This window comes from Frigoribacterium sp. VKM Ac-2530, assembly GCF_015350835.1.
In the GTDB taxonomy this organism is placed as follows: Bacteria; Actinomycetota; Actinomycetes; order Actinomycetales; family Microbacteriaceae; genus Frigoribacterium.
Genome location: NZ_JADKSE010000001.1, coordinates 358,150 through 381,152 on the forward strand (window position 1 = coordinate 358,150; position 23,003 = coordinate 381,152).

General features: G+C 71.4%; 20 protein-coding genes and 1 tRNA gene. 3 read left to right on the forward strand and 18 right to left on the reverse strand.

The features are described 5' to 3' along the window. Window positions 1-231 precede the first annotated feature (231 nt). A complete protein-coding gene (gene polA, locus ITJ48_RS01645) occupies window positions 232-2,904 on the reverse strand; it encodes a DNA polymerase I (protein WP_194612154.1) in 2,673 nt (890 codons plus the stop codon). Window positions 2,905-2,948: 44 nt separating this feature from the next. On the opposite strand from polA, the gene ITJ48_RS01650 reads away from it, so the two are divergent. After that, on the forward strand, window positions 2,949-3,425 hold the full coding sequence (locus ITJ48_RS01650) for a PaaI family thioesterase (protein ID WP_194612155.1): 477 nt from the start codon (window positions 2,949-2,951) through the stop codon (window positions 3,423-3,425). 97 nt (window positions 3,426-3,522) lie between these two features. Here ITJ48_RS01650 and ITJ48_RS01655 read toward each other — a convergent pair whose 3' ends face one another. Beyond that, a complete protein-coding gene (locus tag ITJ48_RS01655) occupies window positions 3,523-4,128 on the reverse strand; it encodes an ANTAR domain-containing response regulator (protein ID WP_146900783.1) in 606 nt (201 codons plus the stop codon). 39 nt (window positions 4,129-4,167) lie between these two features. Here ITJ48_RS01655 and ITJ48_RS01660 point away from each other — a divergent pair. Continuing rightward, a tRNA-Leu gene (locus ITJ48_RS01660) sits at window positions 4,168-4,250 on the forward strand. Window positions 4,251-4,549: 299 nt separating this feature from the next. Beyond that, window positions 4,550-4,753: a cold-shock protein gene (locus tag ITJ48_RS01665; protein WP_055797427.1), complete on the forward strand. Its 204-nt coding sequence runs from the start codon at window positions 4,550-4,552 to the stop codon at window positions 4,751-4,753. Between the two features lie 172 nt (window positions 4,754-4,925). Here ITJ48_RS01665 and ITJ48_RS01670 read toward each other — a convergent pair whose 3' ends face one another. The 16 genes from ITJ48_RS01670 to rpe all read right to left on the reverse strand — a co-directional run bounded on the left by ITJ48_RS01670 (window position 4,926) and on the right by rpe (window position 22,998). Continuing rightward, window positions 4,926-5,543 (reverse strand): hypothetical protein, encoded by a 618-nt coding sequence (locus ITJ48_RS01670; protein WP_194612156.1) that lies wholly within the window; start codon window positions 5,541-5,543, stop codon window positions 4,926-4,928. A 187-nt stretch (window positions 5,544-5,730) separates the two neighbouring features. After that, complete coding sequence (gene pyk / locus ITJ48_RS01675; protein ID WP_194612157.1) at window positions 5,731-7,179, reverse strand: pyruvate kinase; 1,449 nt, start codon at window positions 7,177-7,179, stop codon at window positions 5,731-5,733. Window positions 7,180-7,253: 74 nt separating this feature from the next. Continuing rightward, window positions 7,254-8,711: a glutamate synthase subunit beta gene (locus ITJ48_RS01680; protein ID WP_194612158.1), complete on the reverse strand. Its 1,458-nt coding sequence runs from the start codon at window positions 8,709-8,711 to the stop codon at window positions 7,254-7,256. Beyond that, window positions 8,704-13,284, reverse strand: coding sequence for a glutamate synthase large subunit (gltB, locus tag ITJ48_RS01685; RefSeq protein WP_194613289.1), 4,581 nt, complete (start codon window positions 13,282-13,284; stop codon window positions 8,704-8,706). The genes ITJ48_RS01680 and gltB overlap by 8 nt, the downstream gene beginning before the upstream one ends. A 254-nt stretch (window positions 13,285-13,538) precedes the next feature. Continuing rightward, entirely contained in the window at window positions 13,539-14,537 is a 999-nt protein-coding gene (gene lgt, locus ITJ48_RS01690; protein WP_370544729.1) for a prolipoprotein diacylglyceryl transferase, read from the reverse strand. A gap of 88 nt (window positions 14,538-14,625) precedes the next feature. Then, entirely contained in the window at window positions 14,626-15,444 is an 819-nt protein-coding gene (gene trpA, locus ITJ48_RS01695) for a tryptophan synthase subunit alpha (protein WP_194612159.1), read from the reverse strand. Beyond that, on the reverse strand, window positions 15,441-16,649 hold the full coding sequence (trpB, locus tag ITJ48_RS01700) for a tryptophan synthase subunit beta (protein WP_133737528.1): 1,209 nt from the start codon (window positions 16,647-16,649) through the stop codon (window positions 15,441-15,443). Before trpB ends, trpA begins: the two co-directional genes overlap by 4 nt. A gap of 2 nt (window positions 16,650-16,651) precedes the next feature. Continuing rightward, a complete protein-coding gene (gene trpC, locus ITJ48_RS01705) occupies window positions 16,652-17,425 on the reverse strand; it encodes an indole-3-glycerol phosphate synthase TrpC (protein ID WP_146900766.1) in 774 nt (257 codons plus the stop codon). Further along, window positions 17,426-17,674 (reverse strand): DUF6704 family protein, encoded by a 249-nt coding sequence (locus ITJ48_RS01710; RefSeq protein WP_194613291.1) that lies wholly within the window; start codon window positions 17,672-17,674, stop codon window positions 17,426-17,428. A gap of 46 nt (window positions 17,675-17,720) precedes the next feature. Continuing rightward, a complete protein-coding gene (locus tag ITJ48_RS01715) occupies window positions 17,721-18,404 on the reverse strand; it encodes a Trp biosynthesis-associated membrane protein (protein WP_194612160.1) in 684 nt (227 codons plus the stop codon). Beyond that, complete coding sequence (locus ITJ48_RS01720) at window positions 18,404-19,927, reverse strand: anthranilate synthase component I (RefSeq protein WP_194612161.1); 1,524 nt, start codon at window positions 19,925-19,927, stop codon at window positions 18,404-18,406. Before ITJ48_RS01720 ends, ITJ48_RS01715 begins: the two co-directional genes overlap by 1 nt. After that, window positions 19,920-20,372, reverse strand: a complete 453-nt coding sequence (gene hisI / locus ITJ48_RS01725) for a phosphoribosyl-AMP cyclohydrolase (RefSeq protein ID WP_194612162.1) — start codon at window positions 20,370-20,372, stop codon at window positions 19,920-19,922. The genes ITJ48_RS01720 and hisI overlap by 8 nt, the downstream gene beginning before the upstream one ends. 14 nt (window positions 20,373-20,386) lie before the next feature. Beyond that, the gene (hisF, locus tag ITJ48_RS01730) at window positions 20,387-21,163 is read right to left on the reverse strand and encodes an imidazole glycerol phosphate synthase subunit HisF (RefSeq protein WP_146900754.1); all 777 of its coding nucleotides are present in this window, start codon (window positions 21,161-21,163) and stop codon (window positions 20,387-20,389) included. Between the two features lie 2 nt (window positions 21,164-21,165). Further along, window positions 21,166-22,005: an ATP phosphoribosyltransferase gene (gene hisG / locus ITJ48_RS01735; protein ID WP_146900751.1), complete on the reverse strand. Its 840-nt coding sequence runs from the start codon at window positions 22,003-22,005 to the stop codon at window positions 21,166-21,168. A gap of 67 nt (window positions 22,006-22,072) precedes the next feature. Next, entirely contained in the window at window positions 22,073-22,336 is a 264-nt protein-coding gene (locus ITJ48_RS01740; protein WP_123354635.1) for a phosphoribosyl-ATP diphosphatase, read from the reverse strand. Continuing rightward, the gene (rpe, locus tag ITJ48_RS01745) at window positions 22,333-22,998 is read right to left on the reverse strand and encodes a ribulose-phosphate 3-epimerase (protein WP_194612163.1); all 666 of its coding nucleotides are present in this window, start codon (window positions 22,996-22,998) and stop codon (window positions 22,333-22,335) included. Before rpe ends, ITJ48_RS01740 begins: the two co-directional genes overlap by 4 nt. Between the last annotated feature and the right edge of the window lie 5 nt (window positions 22,999-23,003).

The window sequence follows — 23,003 nt, forward strand, 5'->3', positions numbered from 1 at the left end:
AGACTCCGTCGTCAGTCGTGCGGCTCGCGGGGCGGTGAGGCCGAGCGGGGAGAGCGGGTGTGGACAGCTGGGGCAGGCAGAGCAGGAACAGATGTTGTTCCGGGTTTATATAAGTCCGTTCGCGTCCCCTGGTCAAGTCAGACGCGCGTGTCGCCCCCGCTTGTGCCCGTTTCGGGGGACGGGGCCGATGTGCCGACCTCTCGCGGCGTCCCCCTGCCGCCCCGTCTGGCTCTAGTGCGCGGCAGCGTCCCAGCTGCCGCCGAGGCCGACGCTGACGTCGAGCGGCACGCGGAGCTCGGCGGCCCCGCTCATGCGACGGCGCACGATGTCGCGGACGTCGTCGACCTCGCCCGGCGCGACCTCGACGATCATCTCGTCGTGGACCTGCAGCAGCACGCGGCTGGCCATCTCACGCTCGTCGAGCTCGCTGCGGACACCGAGCATGGCCCGCTTCATGATGTCGGCCGCCGAGCCCTGGATGGGCGCGTTCAGCGCAGCGCGCTCGGCGTTCTCTCGCAGCACCCGGTTGGGCGACTTGAGGTCGGCGAAGGGACGCCGGCGACCGAAGATCGTCTCGGTGTAGCCGTCCTCGCGAGCCTTCTCCACGACGTTGCGCAGGTACTCCCGCACCGCGCCGAAGCGCTCGAAGTAGTCGGTCATCAGCTGCTTCGCCTCCGAGCTCTCGATGCGGAGCTGCTTCGACAGGCCGAACGCGCTGAGCCCGTAGGCCAGCCCGTACGACATCGCCTTGACCTTGGTCCGCATCGCCGGGCTGACGTCGGCCGGCTCGACGCCGAAGATGCGGGCGCCGACGAAGCGGTGCAGGTCTTCTCCGGCGTTGAAGGCCTCGATCAGGCCGGCGTCGCCGGAGAGGTGCGCCATGATGCGCATCTCGATCTGCGAGTAGTCGGCCGTCAGCAGGGTCTCGTACTCGGGGCCGTGCACGAACGCCGCCCTGATCTCGCGGCCGACAGCGGCCTTGACCGGGATGTTCTGGAGGTTCGGGTCGACGGACGAGATGCGGCCGGTCGTGGTGCCCGTCTGGTCGTAGGTCGTGTGGATGCGGCCGTCGTCGGCGATCGACTTGTCGAGCGTGTCGATGATCTGCCGCAGCTTCGTCGCGTCGCGGTGCTGCAGCAACAGACCGAGGAACGGGTGCGGGTGCTTCTCCTGGAGGTCGGCGAGGGACGCGGCGTCGGTCGAGTAGCCGGTCTTGGTCGCCCTGGTCTTGGGCATCTCGAGCTGCTCGAAGAGGACCTCCTGCAGCTGCTTGGGCGAACCGAGGTTGACCTCGCGGCCGATCTCGGCGAACGCGTCCGTGGCGAGACCTGCCGCCGTCTCGCCGAGGCGCGTGGAGAGCTCGGCCAGGACCGGGTGGTCGGCCGCGACGCCCGTGAGCTCCATGTCGCCCAGCACGGGGACCAAGGGCAGCTCGAGGTCGGCGAGGACGGTGCGGGAGCCCTCGTCGAGGGACTCGTGGAACGACTCGGCGAGCCGGAGCGTGTACCAGGCCTCCGTCGCGACGCTCACCTGCTCGTCGGCCGGGACGAGCTGGTTCGGGTCGGCGACCGGGAGGGTCTCGCCGAGCTGCTCGTAGACGAGGTCGGTCAGGGCGAAGGAGGTGCGGCCCGGCCGGAGCAGCCACGCCGCGACCCGCGTGTCGCCGGCGATGCCGGTGAGCGCGAGACCTGCCTTGGACAGGGCCTTGTAGGCACGCTTGGCGTCGTGCAGCACCTTCGGCGAGTCCGCGTCGAGCCAGGCCTCGAGTGCGACGTAGTCGCCGCGGCCCGTGGCCCACGGCACGTAGGCGGACTCGTCGTGCGACGAGATGCCGAGCCCCACGACGCCCTCGGCGCCGTACTCGACGCTGAGCCCGACCGGCGACGCCGGGTCGGACGCGTGCTTCTTGAGCCAGAACGCGAGCTCTTCGTCGATGAGCGTGCGCACGACGGGGAGGCCGGCGGGGGCGGCCACGACGGCGCCCTCTCCCGAGGCGTCGGGCGCGGCGCCGCTCGCGTCGGCGAGGGTGAGCACCCGCTCGAGGAGGGTGCGGAACTGGAGTTTGTCGAAGAGCTCGCGGACGGCCTCGGCGTCGACGGCGCGGCGCTCGAGGTCGCCGGGCGCCACGGGCAGCTCGACGTCGGTCACGAGGCGGTTGAGCCGCCGGTTGCGGATCGCGCGCTCTTTCTGCTCACGGAGGTTGCCGCCCACGACGCCCTTGATGTCGTCGGCGTGGGCGATGACCTCGTCGAGGCTGCCGAACTGGGTGATCCACTTGACGGCGGTCTTCTCGCCGACCTTGTCGATGCCGATCAGGTTGTCGCTCGTCTCGCCGACGAGGGCCGCGATCTCGGGGTACTGGTGCGGCTCGATGCCGTACCGCTCGAACACCTTGTCGCGGTCGTAGCGGGTGAGCTCGCTGACGCCGCGCGCCGAGGGGTAGAGCAGGGTCACGTCGTCGTTGACCATCTGGATGGCGTCGCGGTCGCCGGAGACGACGAGGACGCGGTAGCCGTCGTCGCGACCCCGCACGGCGAGGGTCGCGAGGATGTCGTCGGCCTCGAAGTCCTCTTTCGTGATGGTGGTGATGCCCATGGCGTGCAGCGCCTCCTGCAGGAGGGGGATCTGCCCCACGAACTCGACCGGCGTCTCGGAGCGCGTGCCCTTGTACTCGGGGTACTCACGCGTGCGGAACGAGAACCGAGAGATGTCGAAGGCGACCGCGAGATGGGTCGGCTTCTCGTTCTTCAGGAGGCTGAGCAGCATCGAGATGAACCCGTGGATCGCGTTCGTGTGCTGGCCCTCCCGGTTCACGAAACTGTCGACGGGCAGGGCGTAGAACGCCCGGAACGCGAGGGAATGGCCGTCGATGACCAGGAGGGTAGGCTTCGTTTCGTCCGACACCCCGTCAGCCTAGCGGGCGCCCCCGACAGCGGATCCGGAGCACCATGACCGACGTGACCACCTCCTCCTCGTCCAACGACGCCGAGCGGACCGTGCGTCCCGACGCCGCGCTCAGCGACGACGCGGTCGAGCTCTTCGGGCGCCGCGGCGTCGGTGCCCTCGCCGAGAAGATGGGCATCGAGATCCTCGAGATGAGCGCGGAGCGCGCCGTCGGCAGGATGCCCGTCGAGGGCAACACCCAGCCGGTCGGCATCCTGCACGGCGGGGCGCACGTCGTCCTGGCCGAGACCCTCGGCTCCGTGGCGGCGAACGTCCACGCCGGGGCGGGGCGGCTCGCGATGGGGATCGAGCTGAACGCCAGCCACAGCCGGTCGGCCACGAACGGGTGGGTGACGGGCACCTGCACCGCGGTCCACCTCGGCCGCACCCTCGCGACGCACCAGGTCGTCATGACGGACGACGACGGACGACTGTTGTCGACGGTGCGCATCACGAACTACCTGACCGACGCCCGGGGCTGACCCTCGCAGCCGGCGCCCCGGTCGGCTCCCGGAGCGTGCCCGGACGACGAGAGGCCCGCCCCCACCGGGGACGGGCCTCTCGTGGCGAGCGGGCTCGCTACTTCTTGACGCTCAGCTGCTCGATGATCGCCTGGGCGACGTCGTGCATCGTGAGGCGACGGTCCATGGACGCCTTCTGGATCCAGCGGAACGCCTCCGGCTCGGTGAGGCCCATCTTCTCGTTGAGCAGGCCCTTGGCCCGGTCGACGAGCTTGCGGGTCTCGAAGCGCTCGACCAGGTCGGCGACCTCGGCCTCGAGCGTGATGATCTGCGTGTACCGCGAGAGGGCGATCTCGATCGCGGGGAGGAGGTCGTTGGGCGTGAAGGGCTTGACCACGTAGGCCAGGGCGCCGGCCTCGCTGGCCCGCTCGACCAGTTCTTTCTGGCTGAACGCGGTCAGGAGCACGACGGGGGCGATGTGGTTCTTGCTCAGCGTCTCGGCCGCGGAGATCCCGTCGAGCTTCGGCATCTTGACGTCCATGATGACGAGGTCGGGTCGCAGCTCGGTCGCGAGGGCGACGGCGGTCTCGCCGTCTCCGGCCTCGCCCACCACCTCGAATCCGTTGTCGCGGAGGATCTCGACGATGTCGAGGCGGATGAGGGACTCATCCTCTGCGACGACGACGCGACGGGGTGCTGCTGGTGTTGCTTCCTGGTCACTCACGAAGCAGAGCCTACGGTATTCTCGCCTCGGTCGTCGTGAGCCGGATTGGCGGAATGGCAGACGCGGGGCACTCAAAATGCTCTGTCCGAGAGGGCGTGTGGGTTCGAGTCCCACATCCGGCACGGTCGACGACATGCCCGCACCTGCCTGCGCCGTCCGCGCGGTGCGAGCGTCCGTCTGCAGGTCGCGAGATCGAGACGATCTCGACTTCCTGTCTCGAAACGGTTGACCCGGGCCGCTCGTGCACTACGCTGGTGGGACTGGTTGTTGTGTTACGCATTTGTATCTCGCGACGTGCCAGGTCGAGGTTCCTCGGAACTCCGGCCAGGGGGCGTCGTTCTCAGAGGGAGCGGACAAAAAGGCACCGCGACGAGCGATCTCGAAATCGAGATCGACAACTCTGATTAAAGGAACAAGAAAAATGGCAACAGGTACCGTTAAGTGGTTCAACTCCGAAAAGGGCTTCGGCTTCATCACCCCCGACGACGGATCCACTGACGTCTTCGCGCACTTCTCCGCGATCGCCGGCGACGGCTACCGCAACCTGGAGGAGAACCAGAAGGTCGAGTTCGACACGGCTCAGGGCAACAAGGGCCTCCAGGCCGAGAACATCCGCGTCATCTGACTCGGCGGCGTCCTCGAGACGCCGACTGGAGACGATCTGATCGTCCCCGACACTGAAGCCCCGATCTGCTCCGGCAGGTCGGGGCTTCTCTCGTGCCCACGTCGACTCCCGGCCGAGCTGCCGACGCGTCGGACCCGTGGGCCCGCCATGCGCTCGCGTCCGTCGAGGTGGACTACAGGGGCAGCGGCAACGGCAGCCCCAGGAGGCGCGCGACCGGTTCGTAGTCCGCCGCCGCTTCCCGGTACTCCGCCTCGGCCTCCGCTCCCCCGTCGTCAGCGTCGAGCTCGACCCGGAGCTCGCGTGCCTCCCTGGCCGCCCGTGCCAGGCGCCAACGCTCCGCGCGCAGGGACCACAGCGCGAGCTCGTCACCGTCGGCGTCGTCCGGGGCTGCGTCCGCGACGTCCCACGGCACGCGCACGGCCGGCAGGTCTCGGTCCGGCTCGTCCGGCCGGGAGCTGCCCGGTCGAGGTTCGCTGAAGTCCGCGAACAGGCGCTTGGTGCCCACGGCGAGCACGGCGCCGACGGCGGCACCCGACAGGACGAACGCCGTGAGGTCGCCGAGACCCTGGACGTGCCAGACGGCACCGGCCACGGTCCCCATGAAGAAGCCCCCGGTCACTCCCCCGGTCAACGTCCAGGCGTCCGTGAGGGCGGACCGGGCGCCTCCGGCTGCTCCGGTGCCCGCGCGGCTGCGCCGAGTCGTGGCGACGTCGTGGCCGGTGCCGCTCGGCACGACCCACAGGGCGCCTCCGACGACGAAGCAGCGCGGGTGCGAGGGGCCGACGGACATGCCGGGAGGCTACGCCCGCTGTCTGAGGGTGAGCGGCCGACCTTGCGGACCCTTCGGACCCGCGCGCACCCCGCGTCGCGCGAGAGGGTGTGCGCGGGTTCCGCGGGTCTGGGCACGAGCGGCTCCGGGAACGACGACGGCCGGGCCGCCTCCGAGGAGGCGACCCGGCCGACGGCCGGCGTGCGCGCTAGTTCGTGCTGGCGTAGGCCGGTGCGGCCTCGCCGTGCGCGTCGCCCACGCGGTGCACGCGGAGGTCGTTCGTCGACCCCGCGATCCCGGGAGGGGACCCGGCGATGACGATGACCTTCTCGCCCGAGAGCGCCAGCGCGTTCCCCAGGAGGATGTCGTCGACCTGCTCGAACATGGCGTCCGTGTGGGTCACGTTCTCGACGAGGAACGACTGGACGCCCCAGCTGAGCGCCATGCGGCGACGCGTCGCCTCGTTGGGCGTGAAAGCCAGGATCGGGATCGAGTGGCGGAGGCGCGACATGCGACGCACGGAGTCGCCCGACTCCGTGAACACGCAGAGGTACCGCGCCTGGACGAACTCGGCCACGTCGGCCGCCGCCAGGGTGATCGCGCCGCCCTGGGTGCGGGGCTTCGTGCCGAGCGGCGGGATGCGCTCGAGGCCGTGCTCCTCGGTGGAGGCGACGATGCGGGCCATGGTCTGCACCGTGACGACGGGGTACTCGCCCACGCTCGTCTCGCCGCTGAGCATGACCGCGTCGGCACCGTCGAGGACGGCGTTCGCCACGTCAGACGTCTCGGCGCGCGTCGGGATCGGGCTGGAGATCATCGACTCGAGCATCTGCGTCGCGACGATGACCGGCTTGGCCATGCGGCGGGACAGCTCGACGGCGTGCTTCTGCACGATGGGGACGGCCTCGAGGGGCAGCTCGACGCCGAGGTCGCCACGGGCCACCATGATGCCGTCGAACGCGTCGATGATCGCCTCGAGGTTGTCGACGGCCTGCGGCTTCTCGATCTTGGCGATGACGGGCAGACGACGCCCCTCCTCCGCCATAATCTCGTGCACGCGGGTGACGTCGTCGGCGTCGCGGACGAACGAGAGCGCGATGAAGTCGGCGCCGAGGGCCAGGCCCCAGCGGAGGTCCGCCTCGTCCTTCTCGGACAGGGCGGGGACGCTGACGGCGACGCCGGGCAGGTTGATGCCCTTGTTGTTCGAGACCGTGCCCGCCACGACGACCTCGGTCGTCACGGTCGTGCCGTCGGTCTCGAGGACGCGCAGCTTGACGCGGCCGTCGTCGATCAGCAGCGGGTCGCCCACGGCGACGTCGCCGGGCAGGCCCTTGAAGGTCGTGCCGCAGATCTCCTTGGTGCCGAGGATGTCGTCCGTGGTGATCTTGAACACGTCGCCGACCGCGAGGTCGTGCGGACCGTCGGAGAACTTGCCGAGTCGGATCTTCGGGCCCTGCAGGTCGACGAGCACGGCGACGGGACGCTCGGCGTCCGCCGCGGCCTTGCGCACGTTGGCGTAGACGGACTCGTGCACGTCGTAGCTGCCGTGGCTGAGGTTCATCCTGGCCACGTCGACGCCGGCGTCGATGATGGCCCGGATGTCGTCGTAGCTCGACGTCGCCGGCCCGAGGGTGGCGACGATCTTTGCGCGTCTCATGTGTTCCTTACTGTAGGTAGGGGGTGGGACGGCTGAGGACCCGTTCCACAAGCCTATTCCCGACTCGAGCCGGGTCAGACCGAAATGGCGCGATCCGTGGGCTTGACCGGGAACGGCAGGATCGTCTCGCCCTCGAGCCACGCGTCCACGGCCGAGGCCGCCGCGCGGCCCTCGGCGATCGCCCAGACGATGAGGGACTGGCCGCGTCCCGCGTCGCCCGTCACGAACACGCCGGGCTCGGAGGTCTGGTAGTCGCCGCCGCGGTCGAGGTTGCCCCGGGAGTCGAACGGCACGCGCAGCTGCTGCTCGATCGCGTCGCGCTCGGGCCCGGTGAACCCGAGGGCCAGGAGGACGAGGTCCGCGGGGATCTCGCGCTCGGTGCCGGCCTTGGGAACGCGACGGCCGTCGAGGTACTCGGTCTCGGCGACGCGGACGGCACGGACCTCGCCGACCTCGTTGCGGAGGAACTCGACGGTGGAGGCGAGGTACATCCGCTCGCCGCCCTCCTCGTGCGCGCTGGCGACCTCGAACAGGGTCGGGAAGGTGGGCCAGGGCTGGGACTCGGCCCGCTCCTCCGGGGGCTGCTGGCCGATGGCGAGGTTCGTCACGGACAGGGCGCCCTGACGGTGCGCCGTGCCGATGCAGTCGGCTCCGGTGTCGCCGCCGCCCAGGACGACGACGTGCTTGCCCTCGGCGGTGATCTGGTCGTCGACCCGGTCGCCGGCACCGGTGCGATTCTGCTGCACCAGGTACTCCATGGCGAAGTGGACGCCGGAGAGGTCGCGGCCCGGGATGTCCAGGTCGCGCGGGACGGTGGAGCCCGTGGCGACCACGACGGCGTCGTAGCGCGCACGGAGGTCGTCCCAGGCGATGTCGCGGCCGATCTCGACGCCGGCGCGGAAGCGTGTGCCCTCGGCGCGCATCTGCGCGAGCCGCTGCTCGATCTGCTTCTTCTCCATCTTGAAGTCGGGGATGCCGTAGCGCAGCAGGCCGCCGATGCGGTCGTCCCGCTCGTAGACCGCGACGGTGTGCCCCGCCCGCGTCAGCTGCTGCGCGGCCGCGAGCCCGGCCGGGCCGGACCCGACGACGGCCACGGTCTTGCCCGTGAGGCGCTCGGGCGGGTGCGGCGTGACCCAGCCCTGCTGGAAGGCCTGGTCGATGATGCTGACCTCGACCTGCTTGATGGTCACCGGCGGCTGGTTGATGCCCAGCACGCAGGAGGCCTCGCAGGGCGCGGGGCACAGACGGCCCGTGAACTCGGGGAAGTTGTTGGTCGCGTGCAGCCGCTCGCTGGCCTGGCGGCCCTCGCCGCGCCACATGAGGTCGTTCCACTCGGGGATGAGGTTGCCGAGGGGGCAACCCTGGTGGCAGAACGGCACGCCGCAGTCCATGCAGCGGCCCGCCTGACGGCGGAGCTCGCCGCTCTCCTGCTGCTCGTACACCTCCTTGTAGTCCATCAGCCGCACGGACACGGGACGACGCTTCGGGAGCTCGCGCTTCTGGGTCTTGAGGAACCCCTTCGGATCAGCCACCGGTCACCTCCAGGATTCGCTTCCAGGCTTCGTCGCCATCGGGGTCGAGACCCTCGTCGACGGCCGTCTGCCGGGTGGCGAGGACGGCGGCGTAGTCACGCGGCAGGACCTTGACGAACTCGGACGCCGCGGCGTCGATGTCGGCGAGCAGGCGCTCGGCGACGGGCGAGCCCGTCTCGGCGAGGTGCCGCGACAGGAGGTCGGAGAGGATCTCGACGTCGGCGCTGCCCAGCGGGTGCAGCTCGAGCTCGCCCGACGCGAGGGACTCGGCGTTCACCCGCTCGCTGCGGAGCCGGTGCACGTAGGCCGTCCCCCCGGACATGCCGGCGCCGAGGTTGCGGCCCGTGTCGCCGAGGATGACGGCGAGCCCGCCGGTCATGTACTCGAGCGCGTGGTCGCCCACGCCCTCGACGACCGCGCTGGCACCCGAGTTCCGGACCAGGAAGCGCTCGCCCACGATGCCGCGGATGAACAGGCTGCCCTGGGTCGCGCCGTAGCCGATCACGTTGCCGGCGATGACGTTCTCCTCCGCAACGAACGTGCTCTCCCGCGACGGGCGCACGACGACCGTGCCGCCGGACAGGCCCTTGCCGACGTAGTCGTTGCTGTCGCCCTCGAGGCGGAGCGTGATGCCCGCCGGGAGGAACGCGCCGAGCGACTGCCCGGCGGACCCGGTGAGGGTGACGTCGATGCTGCCCTCGGGGAGGCCGTGCTCGCCGTGGCGGACGGTCACCTCGTGGCCGAGCATCGTCCCGACGGCACGCTCGGTGTTGCGGATCGGCAGCGAGATCGCGACCCGGCCGCCGTTCTCGAGCACGTCGGAGCTGCGGGCGATGAGCTCGACGTCGAAGTGCGACTCGAGCTCGTGGTCCTGCTGCCGGTGGTTGCGACGGGGCTCGTCGTCGTCGAAGTGCGGTCCGACCAGCACGGGCGACAGGTCGAGACCGGAGGCCTTCCAGTGGTCGAGGGCACGGTCGACGTCGAGGGCGTCGGTACGGCCGACCGCCTCGTCGAGGCTGCGGAAGCCGAGGGAGGCGAGGATCTCGCGGACCTCCTGGGCGAGGAACTCGAAGAAGTTGACGACGAACTCGGGCTTGCCCGAGAACCGCGCCCGGAGCTCGGGGTTCTGCGTCGCGACGCCCACGGGGCAGGTGTCGAGGTGGCAGACCCGCATCATGATGCAGCCCTCGACGATCAGCGGCGCGGTCGCGAAGCCGAACTCCTCGCCGCCGAGCAGCGCAGCGATCACGACGTCGCGGCCCGTCTTCATCTGGCCGTCGACCTGCACCACGACGCGGTCGCGCATGCCGTTGAGCATCAGCGTCTGCTGGGTCTCGGCGAGGCCGATCTCCCACGGGGTGCCGGCGTGCTTGAGCGAGTTCAGCGGGCTGGCGCCCGTGCCGCCGTCGTGGCCCGAGACGAGGACCACGTCGGCGAGGGCCTTCGTCACGCCCGCAGCGACCGCGCCGATGCCCGACTGGCTCACGAGCTTGACGTGCACCCGGGCGGTCGGGTTGGCGCGCTTGACGTCGAAGATGAGCTGCTTGAGGTCTTCGATCGAGTAGATGTCGTGGTGCGGCGGCGGGCTGATCAGGCCGACGCCCGGCGTCGCGTGGCGGGTGCGCGCCACCCACGGGTAGACCTTCGTCGGGGGCAGCTGCCCGCCCTCGCCGGGCTTGGCGCCCTGGGCCATCTTGAGCTGGATGTCCGTGGCGTGGGTGAGGTACATGCTCGTCACGCCGAAGCGCCCCGAGGCGACCTGCTTGACGGCGCTGCGTCGCTCGGGGTCGAGCAGTCGGTCGACGTCCTCGCCGCCCTCGCCCGTGTTGGACTTTCCGCCCAGGCGGTTCATGGCGATCGCGAGGGTCTCGTGCGCCTCCTTCGAGATGGAGCCGTAGCTCATCGCGCCGGTCGAGAACCGCTTGACGATCGACTCGATCGGCTCGACCTCGTCGAGGGGCACCGGCTCGCGGAGGCCCTGCCGGAACGAGAACAGCCCGCGGAGGGTCATCAGGTCCTCCGACTGGTCGTCGACGAGCTTCGTGTACTCGCGGAAGATGTCGTACCGGCGCGTGCGCGTGGCGTGCTGCAGGCGGAACACGGTGTCGGGGTTGAACAGGTGGCGCGGGCCCTCACGACGCCACTGGTACTCGCCCCCGGTCGCGAGGCGCTCGTGCGCCACGACGGACCCGTCAATCGGGTACGCGCTCGTGTGGCGCTGCTTGTTCTCGGCCGCGACGACGTCGATGCCCACCCCGCCGAGCACGCTCGACGTGCCGGTGAAGTAGGTGTCGACGAACTCCTGGCTGAGGCCGACGGCCTCGAAGGCCTGGGCGGCGGCGTAGCTCGACACCGTCGAGATCCCCATCTTGGACATGATCTTGAGCACGCCCTTGCCGAGCGCCTTGATCAGGTTGTGGACGGCGTCCTCCGGCGAGATGCCGGTGATCATGCCCGACCGGACGAGGTTCTCGCAGGTCTCCATCGCGAGGTAGGGGTTGATCGCCGAGGCGCCGTAGCCGATGAGGGTGGCGACGTGGTGCACCTCGCGGACGTCGCCGGCCTCGACGATCAGGCCGACCGACATGCGCTTCTCGGTCCGGATCAGGTGGTGGTGGACCGCGGCGAGCATCAGGAGGGACGGGACGGGTGCGAAGTCCTGGTTCGAGTCGCGGTCGGAGAGCACGATGAACTCGGCCCCGGCCTCGATGGCGTCGTCGACCTCGTTGCACATGGCGGCGATGCGCTTCTCGAGGGCGCGCGGCCCCTTGTCGGCCCGGTACAGGCCGCGGATCGTCGAGGTGACGCGCGAGCCGGGGCTGGGGTCGATGTGCTGGATCTTCGCGAGCTCGTCGTTGTCGATGACGGGGAAGTCGAGCACGACCTGACGCGCGTGCTCCGGGGTCGCCGACAGCAGGTTGCGCTCCGGGCCGAGACCGAGCGACAGCGACGTGACGACCTGCTCGCGGATCGAGTCGAGCGGCGGGTTCGTCACCTGGGCGAACTGCTGGGTGAAGTAGTCGAAGAGGAGGCGCGGACGCTCGGACAGCACCGCGATCGGCGTGTCGCTGCCCATGGCGCCGAGGGGCTCTGCTCCCGTCTTCGCCATCGGCGTGAGCAGGATGCGCACCTCTTCTTCGGTGTAGCCGAAGGTGCGCTGGCGACGGATGACGGAGGCCGGCGTGTGCACGATGTGCTCGCGCTCGGGCAGCTCGGAGAGCCGGATGCGGCCCTCGGCCAGCCACTCGCCGAAGGGCTCGGAGGCCGCGAGGTCGCGCTTGATCTCGTCGTCCTCGATCAGGCGGCCGGCCTCGGTGTCGACGAGGAACATCTTGCCCGGACGCAGCCGGCCCTTGCGGACGATCTTCGCGGGGTCGATGTCGGGCAGCACGCCGATCTCGCTGGCGAGCACGACGAGGCCGTCGTCGGTGACCAGGTAGCGGCCGGGGCGCAGGCCGTTGCGGTCGAGGGTGGCGCCCACGAGGCTGCCGTCGGTGAAGGTGATGGCCGCGGGGCCGTCCCACGCCTCCATGAGCATCGAGTGGTACTCGTAGAAGTCGCGCAGGGTCGGGTCGATGTCGACCTGGTTCTCCCACGCCTCGGGGACCATCATCATGATGGCGTGCGGCAGCGAGCGGCCGGTGAGGCTCAGCAGCTCGACCACCTCGTCGAACGACGCCGAGTCGCTGGCTCCGGGGCTGACCACCGGCAGCAGCGGCTTGAGGTCGCCGAGGAGCTCGGACTCGAGCTGGGACTGGCGCGCCCGCATCCAGTTGCGGTTGCCCCGGACGGTGTTGATCTCGCCGTTGTGGGCGATCATCCGGAACGGCTGCGCGAGCGGCCAGGACGGGAACGTGTTCGTCGAGTAGCGGGAGTGCACGACGGCCAGCTTCGAGGCGAAGCGCTCGTCGCTGAGGTCGGGGTAGAAGGGCTCGAGCTGCAGCGTCGTGACCATGCCCTTGTAGACCATGGTGCGGCTGCCGAGCGACGTGAAGTACGCGCCGAGCTTCGACTCGGAGCGCTTGCGCAGACGGTAGGCCTGGCGGTCGAGCGCCACGCCCGAGAGGAGCTCGCCGTCGGCCCCGTGACGACGGCTGCGGACGAAGAGCTGCTCGAAGGCCGGCATCGCCCCGCGGGCCAGCGACCCCAGCTCGTCGGGGCGCACGGGCACCTCGCGCCAGCCGAGCACGTCGAGCTGCTCGAGGTTCGCGATCCGCTCGACGCCGGTCTTCAGCTCGGCCCGCTCCTGCTCGTCGGTCGGCAGGAACGCGATCCCCACGGCGTACTGACCGGCCTCGGGCAGCTCGAAGTCGACGACGGCGCGGAGGAACGCGTCGGGGACCTGGCAGAGGATGCCGGCCCCGTCGCCCGTGCCCGCGTCGGAGCCGATGGCGCCGCGGTGCTCGAGGTTGCGGAGGGCTCCGAGCGCGGCGTCGACGATGTCGTGGCCCGGGGTCCCGCGGAGCGTGGCGACCATGGCGAGGCCGCACGCGTCCTTCTCGTTGCGCGGGTCGTACAGGCCCGCAGCAGCGGGAACGGTGCTGAACTGCTGGTGAACTGGCGTGAGCGCCATGTGATCCGTCCTCACGGGGAGATCCGATGGGGGTCGGGACGTCGTCGGCCCGTCGTCGAGACGACGGCGCGGAGGCGACCGTCGTCGGCAGGTGCTGTCCGGGCGGTGGTGGCGGGCCCGGGTGCGGCGCAGCGTGACTTCCCGTGGCTGCTTGTGGCAGCCGTGAGGCGGTGCTCGTCGCGGAAGGTGTCCCTGAGGGAGCAGGTCATGTCGTCAGCGCTGACTCGTGTCGGTGCTGACGGTGCCTGTCGGGCTCAGGAGCGTGGCGTGGTCTCGGTGTTGTCGTCCGATGATGCCACGGTGACCAACTCGGGTTCGTCGTCCTCCGTGTACGTGTCGCGCGAGTCTACCTCAGCCGCACGATCGGACGGCGCGCGGCCCGGCACGTACGGGCCGGGGAGCAGCCCGGTGTGGCGACGGTTCGCGACGATCCAGATGGCGACGCCGAGGACGATCGCGGCGAAGGACATCCAGACGTTGGTGCGGATGCCGAAGAACAGGAGGCTCGGGTCGGTCCGGATCGACTCGAAGACCGAGCGGCCGATCCCGTACCAGACCAGGTAGAACGCCAGGGCACGGCCCCACTGCATCGCGGTCTTGCGCTCGATCAGCAACAGGACGGCGACGCCGGCGAGCATCCAGATGATCTCGTAGAGGAAGGTCGGGTGGAACAGCGTGCCCTCGGGCAGGCCCACCGGGTAGGCGGGGTTGGTCGACTCGATCTCCAGGCCCCAGGGCAGGTCGGTCGGCAGGCCGAACAGCTCGTGGTTGAACCAGTTGCCGAGACGCCCGAAGGCCTGGGCGACGAGCAGCCCGGGGGCGAGGGCGTCGGCGAAGACGGAGAAGCGCAGGCCGGAGGCGCGGCAGCCCAGCCAGACGCCCAGGGCGCCGAAGAGCAGGGCGCCGTAGATCGCGAGCCCGCCCTCCCAGACGGCGAGGGCCCGCCACCATTCCTGGCCGGCGAAGTAGTCGGCGGGGTGGGTGACGACATGGAAGAACCGACCGCCGACGATGCCCAGCGGCACGGCGAAGATCGCGACGTCGATGACGACCCAGCGCTCGGCGCCACGATCGGTGAGGCGCTTGTTCGTGAGGAGGACCGCCGCGACGATGCCCACGAGGATGCAGATCGCGTACGCGTGGATGCGGAGGGACCCGGGCAGGGCGGCGCCGAACGTCGAGTTGATCCAGCTCGTCAGGTCGAAGTACTGCCAGTCGACGGAGGGGCTCGGGATGCTCAGGGGAACGAACACGTTCGGGGCGCCTTTCAGGGGGGACTACGGGACGACGGCGGGCCGACGCGAGGACGACTCTAGCGCGGGCCGTCGTCGGCGTCGGACGTCAGCGACGGACGGCGGCGCCGGACGACAGGTCGGCGGCGACCTCGGCGAGGCGGGGCAGCCCGCCGTCGGCGAGGGCCCGGACGAACGCGGAGCCGACGATGGCCCCGTCGGCGTACTCGAGCACCTCGCGCACCTGCTGCGCGGTCGAGATGCCGAGGCCGACGCAGGCGTGCTCGACGCCCACGGCGCGCAGCCGGTCGACGAGCGTGTGGGCCGCGGAGTCGACGTCGGTCCGGGCGCCGGTGATGCCCATCGTCGAGACCGTGTAGACGAAGCCGCGGCTGCGCTCGACGGACTGGCGGAGGCGGTCGTCGCTCGAGGACGGAGCGGCGAGGAACACGCGGTCGAGGCCGGTGGCCTCGGAGGCCTCGAGCCAGGCGGCGGCCTCGTCGGGGATGAGGTCGGGCGTGATGAGCCCTGCTCCCCCGGCCGCGGCCAGGTCGTCGGCGAAGCGCCGGACGCCGTACTGCTCGACCGGGTTCCAGTACGTCATGACGACGACCGGGGCCGAGGTGCGCGACGTGATCTCGCGGACGGCGGTGAACACGTCGCGGACTCGGAAGCCCTCGGCCAGGGCCCGCTGCGTCGCCGCCTGGATGACGGGCCCGTCCATGACGGGGTCGGAGTAGGGCAGGCCCAGCTCGATGACGTCGACGCCGTTCTCGGCGAGGGTCACGGCGGCCTCGATGCTCGTGGCGAGGTCGGGGAAGCCGACGGGCAGGTAGCCGATCAGGGCGCCGGTGCCCGCGTCGCGGCGGGCACGGATGGCCGTCGCGACCTTGCTGCGTGCCTGCGGGGCGGAGGTGGTGTCGGTCACAGCTGCTGCGCCTCCTCGTCGAGGACCCCGAAGTAGCGGCTCGCGGTCGCCACGTCCTTGTCGCCTCGGCCGCTCATCGACACGAGGATCGTCCAGTCGGGGTGGCGCTGGCCGAGCTTGATGGTGCCGGCGAGGGCGTGCGCCGTCTCGATGGCGGGGAGGATGCCCTCGGTCTGCGTGAGCAGCTTGAAGGCGGCCATGGCCTCGGCGTCGGTGACGGGCTCGTAGTGCGCGCGGCCGCTCTCGGCGAGCCAGGCGTGCTCGGGACCGACGCTCGGGTAGTCGAGGCCGGCCGAGATGGAGTGGCTCTCGAGGGTCTGGCCGTCCTCATCTTGCATGAGGTACGACTTCGTGCCCTGGAGGTTGCCGATGCGGCCCAGCGTGATCGACGCCGCGTGGCGACCCGTCTCGACGCCGTCGCCGCCCGCCTCGTAGCCCCAGAGCTCGACCGAGGGGTCGTCGAGGAACGCGTGGAAGATGCCCATGGCGTTGGAGCCGCCGCCGACGCACGCCGTGACGGCGTCGGGCAGCCGGCCGGTGAGGGCGAGCACCTGCTCTCGGGCCTCCTCGCCGATGATCTTGTGGAAGTCGCGCACCATGGCGGGGAACGGGTGCGGGCCCGCGACCGTGCCGAGCACGTAGTGCGTGGTGTCGACGCTGGCGACCCAGTCGCGCATGGCGTCGTTGATCGCGTCCTTCAGGGTGCGCGAGCCCGTCGTGACCGAGACGACCTCGGCCCCGAGCAGGCGCATCCGGGCGACGTTCAGCGCCTGACGCTCGGTGTCGACCTGGCCCATGTAGACGACGCAGGACATGCCGAAGAGGGCGGCGGCGGTCGCCGTGGCGACGCCGTGCTGGCCCGCCCCGGTCTCGGCGATGAGGCGGGTTTTGCCGAGCTTGCGGGCGAGGAGCGCCTGGCCGAGCACGTTGTTGATCTTGTGCGAGCCCGTGTGGTTCAGGTCTTCGCGCTTGAGGAGGATGCGCGCTCCCCCGGCGTGCTCGGCGAAGCGCGGCACCTCGGTCACGATCGACGGGCGACCGGTGTAGGTGGCGTGCAGGGCGGCCAGCTCGGCCTGGAACTCGGGGTCGACGGCGGCGGCCTTGTAGGCGGCGTCGAGCTCGTCCAGCGCCGCGACCAGCGACTCCGGGACGAAGCGCCCGCCGAAGGAGCCGAAGTACGGCCCGGTCTCGTCTCGCAGTGCCACGGTCAGACCTCCAGGAAGCGGGTGAGCGCGTCGACGGGGTCGCCGTGCGTGACGAGGGCCTCGCCCACGAGCACGACGTCGGCGCCGGCGCGACGGTAGTGCGCCACGTCGGCGGGCGACATGACGGCGGACTCGGCGACGCGGGTGACGCCGGCGGGGATCGAGTCGGCCAGGCGGCCGAACAGGTCGGGGTCGAGCTCGAAGGTCGAGAGGTCGCGCGCGTTGACGCCCAGCACCTCGGCCCCGGCGTCGAGGCCGCGAGCGACCTCGTCGGCCGAGTGCGTCTCGACGAGGGCGGTCATGCCGAGCTCGCGCACGAGGTCGTGCAGCTCGACCAGGCGGGCCTGCTCGAGCCCGGCCACGATGAGCAGGACCAGGTCGGCGCCCGCGGCGCGGGCCTCGAACACCTGGTACGGGTCGGCGATGAAGTCCTTGCGGAGCACGGGCACGTCGACGACGGCGCGGACGGCCTCGAGGTCGGCCAGGCTGCCTTTGAACTTGCGGCCCTCGGTGAGGACGCTGATCGCGCTCGCTCCCCCGGTCGCGTACGACAGGGCCAGGGAGGCGGGATCCGGGATCGCGTGCAGGTCGCCCCGCGAGGGGCTCGCGCGCTTGACCTCGGCGATGATCTTGACGCCGGCTGCGGGAGCGAGGGCGGCCCGGGCGTCGAGCGCGGGGGCACGGTCGAGAGCGGCGGCCTCGACGGCGGCGAAGGGCAGGGCGTCGCGGCGGGCCCCGGCGTCGGCCAGTGCGCCCGCGTACAGGTCGTCGAGCACCTAGTTGTGCGCCTTCGGCACGTAGCGGTGTCCGCCGACGCCGTAGCCGGCGCGCTTGAGCACGAGGCCGACGACGAGGCCGACGAGCAGCAGCGCGACCGAGGCCCAGACGACCCAGACGACCGCGAAGAAGAAGGCGACCGTGCCGATCGAGAAGGCGACCAGCATGATCACGACGGCCGTCCAGGCCGCCGGGGAGTTCCCGTGGCCGAGGTCGTCGGCGGTCTCGGTCTCGGCGGCTTTCGTCATCTGCTGGCTCACGGTGCTCCTCGGATCAGTGCGGTACGGGGCGAGTCTACCGGCTGGGTCGGTCGTCGGCGCCCGGGCGGGGCCCGGCGTCGTCGACCGGCGCGGCCGGCTCGTCGGGTGCGGCGAGGTCGGTCGGGTCGGTGGGGTCGGTCGGGTCGTCGCCGACCGAGAGGCTGTCCCACGTCGCGCTCGGGTCGCTCGCGGGGTCGGCGGGCACGAGCCGGGTGGCCGTGTACTTGCGCCCGGCCTGCGGCCAGGCACCCGAGGTGACGACGATCCCCACCCCGAGCAGCGCGCCGAGCACGCCGACGACGAGAGCGAGCCAGGGCCACGGGGTGGCCGACGTCGACGAGACGAGCGCGCGCAGGCTGTCCTGCCCGTCGACGCCGGTCGCGTCGGTGACGACGCTGCCGGAGGCGCGGACCGGGTCGGAGAGCGCGGTGCCCGCCGTCACGGCGATGCTCGCGCCGAGCGCGAACTGCAGCAGCCCGAGGACGACCCGGAAGACGCGCCCCGCGATCGTGAGGGCGCCCACGAGGGCCAGGGCGGCCAGGGAGAGCGCGGACACGGGCGACCCGGCGACGTCGCCGGCCGCGGTCAGGTCGAGCTGCCCGCCCTGCGGGGACTCGACCACGACGCCGAACCACGGCTGGGTCCAGGTGAGCAGGCCGACGCCGGCGAGGAGGACCCCGACGAGGATCGTGACGAGCTTGAGCCGTCGCGGCGCCATCAGCGGAGCCTCGTCATGGCGTTGGCCACGGCGACGGCGCGGAGGGGGGCCGCGGCCTTGTTGCGCGCCTCCTGTGCCTCGGCGTCGGGGTCGCTGTCGGCGACGAGGCCGGCACCGGCCTGGACGCGGGCGACGCCGCCCTGCAGGAGGACCGTGCGGATCGCGATCGCGACGTCGGCCGAGCCGGCGAAGTCGAAGTAGCCGACCACGCCGCCGTACACGCCGCGCTGGGCCGGCTCGAGCTCGTCGATGATCTCGAGGGCGCGCGGCTTCGGCGCGCCCGAGAGCGTGCCGGCGGGGAACGTCGCGCGGAAGGCGTCGATGGCGTTCCGCCCGGGCGCGAGGTCCCCCTCGACGCTCGACACGAGGTGCATGATGTGGCTGAAGCGCTCGACCTGCATGAACTCCGTCACCTCGACGGTGCCGGGCGTGCAGACCTTGAGCAGGTCGTTCCGGGCCAGGTCGACGAGCATGAGGTGCTCGGCCCGCTCCTTCTCGTCGCCGAGCAGGCGCTCGGCGTGCGCGCCGTCCTCCTCCGGCGTCGCGCCGCGGGGGGCCGACCCGGCGATGGGGTGGGTGAAGGCGCGTCGTCCGTCGACCTTGACCAGCGCCTCCGGCGACGAGCCGACGATCTGGTAGGGCTCGCCCGTGGCGTCCTCGAGGCTGACGAGGTACATGTACGGGCTCGGGTTGAGGGTGCGCAGCACCCGGTAGACGTCGAGGGCGTCGGCGCTCAGCTCGTGGTCGAAGCGCTGCGAGACGACGACCTGGAACACGTCGCCGTCGACGATGAACTGCTTCGAGCGCTCGATCGCCTCGGCGTAGTCCGCCCGCGGCGTCCGGTCGACCGGTGAGGGCTGGACGCCCAGGTCGACGTCGGAGAGGAAGGCGTCGCTCGGCGCCGCGAGGCCCGACTGCAGCCGGTCGAGGCGTGCCTGAGCGTCGGCCCAGAGCGCGTCGGCGTCGTCGACCCCGTCGTTGAGCACCGTCGCGATCAGCATCACGGCGCCGGTGCGGTGGTCGAGCGCGACGAGCTCGGAGACGAAGCTGAGCGCCTGCGACGGGACCGTGAAGTCCACGGGAGGCGCGTCGGGCAGGTGCTCCAGCTCGCGGACCGCCTCCCATCCGACGAAGCCGACCAGGCCGCCGGTGAGGGGCGGGAGGTCGGGGATGCGCGGCGTCGCCCAGCGCTCGTGCAGGGCGGAGAGCACCTCGAGCGGACGACCGGTCGCACCGCCGAGGGCACGGTCGGCGTCGAGTCCGTGGCCGAGCCAGCGCACCTCGCCGTCCTGCGTCGTGAGGACGCCGAACGACGAGACGCCGACGAACGACCAGCGCGACCAGATGCCGCCCTGGCCGGCGGACTCGAGGAGGAACGTGCCCGGACGGCCGGCGGCGAGCTTGCGGTAGATGCCCACCGGCGTCTCGCCGTCGGCGAAGAGGTCGCGGACCACCGGGATCACCCGGTGGCCGTCGAGCAGGGCGTCGAAGCCCGCACGCGTGGTGGACGAGCGGTCAGCCACGGTCGGCCTCCGCCGCGGAGTAGGAGTCGGGGTCCGTGCCGTCCGAGCCCGCTTCGGTCGAGGAGGCGGTGGCCGGGCTGAGCGGGTCGACGTCGAAGCAGGAGTGAGCGCCGGTGTGGCACGCGGCGCCGATCTGCTCGACCGTGACGAGGAGCGCGTCGTCGTCGCAGTCGAGGGCTGCGGCCCGGACGAACTGGGCGTGGCCGGAGGTGTCGCCCTTGCGCCAGTACTCCTGCCTCGAGCGCGACCAGAAGGTCACGCGACCCTCGGTCAGGGTGCGGCGCAGCGCCTCCTCGTCCATCCAGCCCATCATCAGCACGTCGCGCGAGACGGCGTCCTGGATGATCGCGGGCAGGAGCCCGCTCGCGTCGAAGCGGGCACGCGCCACGACCGGCTCGACGGTCTCGCGGGTGAGGGTCTGGTCGGGCGCTGTCTGGTCGGTCATGGGGACTCCCGGTGTCATCGGACGACGGCGCCGGAGGCCGCCAGCTCGCGCTTCACGTCGCCGACGGTCAACTCGCGGTTGTGGAACACGGAGGCGGCGAGGACGGCGTCGGCGCCGGCGGCCACGGCGGGCGCGAAGTGCTCGAGGGCACCGGCCCCGCCGGAGGCGATGACCGGCACGCGGCTGTTCGACCGCATCAGGGCGACGAGCTCGAGGTCGAAGCCCTGCTTCGTGCCGTCGGCGTCGATGCTGTTGACGAGCAGCTCGCCCGCACCGCGCTCGATGGCCTCGCGGGCCCAGGCCACGGCGTCGATGTCGGTCTCGGTGCGGCCGCCGTGGGTCGTCACGACGAAGCCGGAGGGCATGCGCGCCGATCGCTTGACGTCGAGCGAGAGGACGACGCACTGCGCGCCGAAGCGGTCGGCGATCTCGCCGACGAGCGCTGGGCGGGCGATCGCCGCGCTGTTGACGCCGATCTTGTCCGCACCGGCCGCCTGGAGGCGCGCGACGTCGTCGGTCGAGCGGACTCCCCCGCCGACGGTCAGCGGGATGAAGACCTGCTCGGCGGTCGCCCGCACGACGTCGTAGGTGGTGGCCCGGTCGTCGACGGTCGCGGTGACGTCGAGGAACGTGATCTCGTCGGCGCCCTGCTCGTAGTAGGTGCGGGCGAGCTCGACGGGGTCGCCCGCGTCGCGCAGGTCGAGGAAGTTGACGCCCTTGACGACGCGCCCGGCGGCGACGTCGAGGCAGGGGACGACGCGGACCGCGAGGGACGGATCGGCGGCCGTCACGGTCAGAGCCTCGCGGCGTGGATCGGGCTCACGAGGATGGCCCGGGCGCCCAGGTCGTACAGCGCGTCCATCACCTGGTTGGTGTCGCCGCGCGGCACCATCACGCGGACGGCGGCCCAGTCGGCGTCGTGCAGGGGCGCCACCGTCGGCGACTCCATGCCCGGCGTGACGGCGGTGGCCGCGTCGAGGGCCGACACCGGCACGTCGTAGTCCATCATCACGTAGCGTCGCGCGACGAGGACGCCCTGGAGGCGGCGGTGCAGCACGTCGATGCCCGCGGCCTGCGCGTCGGAGGCGATCAGCACGGCGGTCGACTGCAGGATGACCGGCCCGAAGACCTCGAGTCCGGCGGCGCGGAGGGTCGTGCCCGTCTCGACGACGTCGGCGATCGCGTCGGCCACGCCGAGCTTGACGGCGCTCTCGACGGCCCCGTCGAGGCCGACCAGCTGCGCGGTGACCCCGGCGTCGCGGAGGAACGCGCCGACCAGGCCGACGTAGCTCGTCGCGACCCGGAGGCCCTCGAGGTCGGCGAGCTCGCGGAAGCGACCGGCCGGGCCGGCGAAGCGGAAGGTCGAGGAGGCGAAGTCGAGGGGCGCGATCTCGCCGGCGGTCGAGCCGGAGTCGAGCAGCAGGTCGCGGCCGGTGATGCCGACGTCGAGCGCGCCCTGGCCGACGTAGGTCGCGATGTCGCGGGGCCGGAGGTAGAAGAACTCGACGCCGTTGCGCTCGTCGGCCTGGTAGAGCGACTTCGGGTCGCGGCGACCCTGGTAGCCCGCCTCGTGGAGCATCTGGCTGGCGGTCTCGCTGAGGGAGCCCTTGTTGGGCACTGCTACGCGGAGCATGGTGGGGAGCTGTCCGTTCTGGGGCCGCCGGTCGGCGGCGTCACGTCGTGAGGTGGTGGGGACGGGCTCAGAGATGTCGCCACACGTCGTCGGGGGTCAGGCCCTTGGCGATCATGAGCACCTGCACGTGGTAGATGAGCTGCGAGATCTCTTCTGCCGTGGCGACGTCGCCCTCGTACTCGGCGGCCATCCACACCTCGGCCGCCTCCTCGACGATCTTCTTGCCGATCTGGTGGACCCCGGCGTCGAGCTCGGCGACGGTGCCGCTGCCCTCGGGACGGTCACGGGCCTTGTCGCTGAGCTCGGAGAACAGCTGGTCGAAGGACTTCACGACGACAAGGCTACCGTCGCCGCGGCCGCCCTCAGCGCGGCGATGCGCTCGGCGGGCTCGCCACCGTAGACGGCCGACCCGGCGACGACCGTGTCGGCGCCGTTCTCGACGGCCGTCACGATCGTGTCGAGGCCGATGCCGCCGTCGACCTCGAGCCAGACGTCCAGGCCGGAGGCGCGGACCGCCTCGCGCGCGCGAGCCAGCTTGGGCATCGTCTCGGGCATGAACGACTGCCCGCCGAAGCCCGGCTCGACCGTCATCACGAGGATCATGTCCCACTCGTCCAGGGTCTGCAGGTAGGGCTCGAGGTCGGTGCCGGGCTTGACCGCGATCGACGCACGCGCCCCTGTGCTGCGGATCGCCCGCGCGGTCGCCACCGCGTCGGCGGCGGCCTCGGCGGAGAACGTCACGGAGAAGGCGCCGAGCTCCGCGTAGCGCGGCGCCCAGCGGTCGGCGTCCTCGACCATGAGGTGCACGTCGAGCGGCACCGGGCTGACCTGCTGGAGGCGCTCGACGACCGGCAGGCCGAGGGTGAGGTTCGGCACGAAGTGCCCGTCCATCACGTCGACGTGGACGAGGTCCGCGTCGGAGATGCGGGCGAGGTCCCGCTCGAGGTTGGCGAAGTCGGCCGAGAGGATGCTGGGGCTGATGCGAACGGACACCGGGC

Bases quoted from the DNA above. Each gene is read 5' to 3' on its own strand.
- gltB (WP_194613289.1), bottom strand. From the start codon at position 13,284: ATGGCGCTCACGCCAGTTCACCAGCAGTTCAGCACCGTTCCCGCTGCT.
- pyk (WP_194612157.1), bottom strand. From the start codon at position 7,179: ATGAGACGCGCAAAGATCGTCGCCACCCTCGGGCCGGCGACGTCGAGC.
- ITJ48_RS01650 (WP_194612155.1), top strand. From the start codon at position 2,949: ATGACCGACGTGACCACCTCCTCCTCGTCCAACGACGCCGAGCGGACC.
- hisI (WP_194612162.1), bottom strand. From the start codon at position 20,372: ATGACCGACCAGACAGCGCCCGACCAGACCCTCACCCGCGAGACCGTC.
- hisG (WP_146900751.1), bottom strand. From the start codon at position 22,005: ATGCTCCGCGTAGCAGTGCCCAACAAGGGCTCCCTCAGCGAGACCGCC.
- ITJ48_RS01710 (WP_194613291.1), bottom strand. From the start codon at position 17,674: ATGACGAAAGCCGCCGAGACCGAGACCGCCGACGACCTCGGCCACGGG.
- ITJ48_RS01665 (WP_055797427.1), top strand. From the start codon at position 4,550: ATGGCAACAGGTACCGTTAAGTGGTTCAACTCCGAAAAGGGCTTCGGC.
- ITJ48_RS01670 (WP_194612156.1), bottom strand. From the start codon at position 5,543: ATGTCCGTCGGCCCCTCGCACCCGCGCTGCTTCGTCGTCGGAGGCGCC.
- ITJ48_RS01715 (WP_194612160.1), bottom strand. From the start codon at position 18,404: ATGGCGCCGCGACGGCTCAAGCTCGTCACGATCCTCGTCGGGGTCCTC.